1 protein-coding gene is annotated in these 520 nt (G+C 63.3%); it reads right to left on the minus strand.

Annotated elements, in window-relative coordinates; translation table 11 throughout:
• Nucleotides 1-520: FAD-binding protein (locus M5C56_RS32310; RefSeq protein WP_248763794.1), on the minus strand; the 520-nt coding region annotated here is incomplete at both ends.

Consider the following 520-nt stretch of genomic DNA (forward strand, 5'->3'; position numbering starts at 1 on the left):
GGCGGCGCGGGAAGCCCCCACCGCAGCACCGAGCTTGTCGGCCAGGGCGTACAGGTGCTTGAAGTTGTCACCGTTCTGCATGCCACGACCGCCGGAAACGACGATCTTGGCAGCGGTCAGTTCAGGACGATCGGACTTGGCCAGCTCTTCGCCGACGAACGACGATTTGCCTGCATCATGAGCCGCGGCGACGGCTTCAACCGCGGCCGAACCGCCTTCAGCGGCAACCGGGTCGAAACCGGTAGCACGCACGGTGATGACCTTGACGGCGGCGTTCGATTGCACGGTGGCAATGGCGTTACCGGCATAGATCGGACGCTTGAAGGTGTCAGCGCTTTCCACCGAGATGATCTCGGAGATCTGGTCGACGTCCAGCTGCGCGGCAACCCGTGGCAGGATGTTTTTGCCGTTGGAAGTGGCAGCAGCCAGGATGTGGCTGTAGCCCTTGCCCAACTCGACAACCAGCGGAGCGACGTTTTCCGGCAGTTGATGGGCGTAGGCGGCGTTGTCGGCCACCAGC

This window comes from Pseudomonas sp. MWU13-2862 (genome assembly GCF_023242495.1).
GTDB lineage: Bacteria > Pseudomonadota > Gammaproteobacteria > Pseudomonadales > Pseudomonadaceae > Aquipseudomonas > Aquipseudomonas gingeri_D.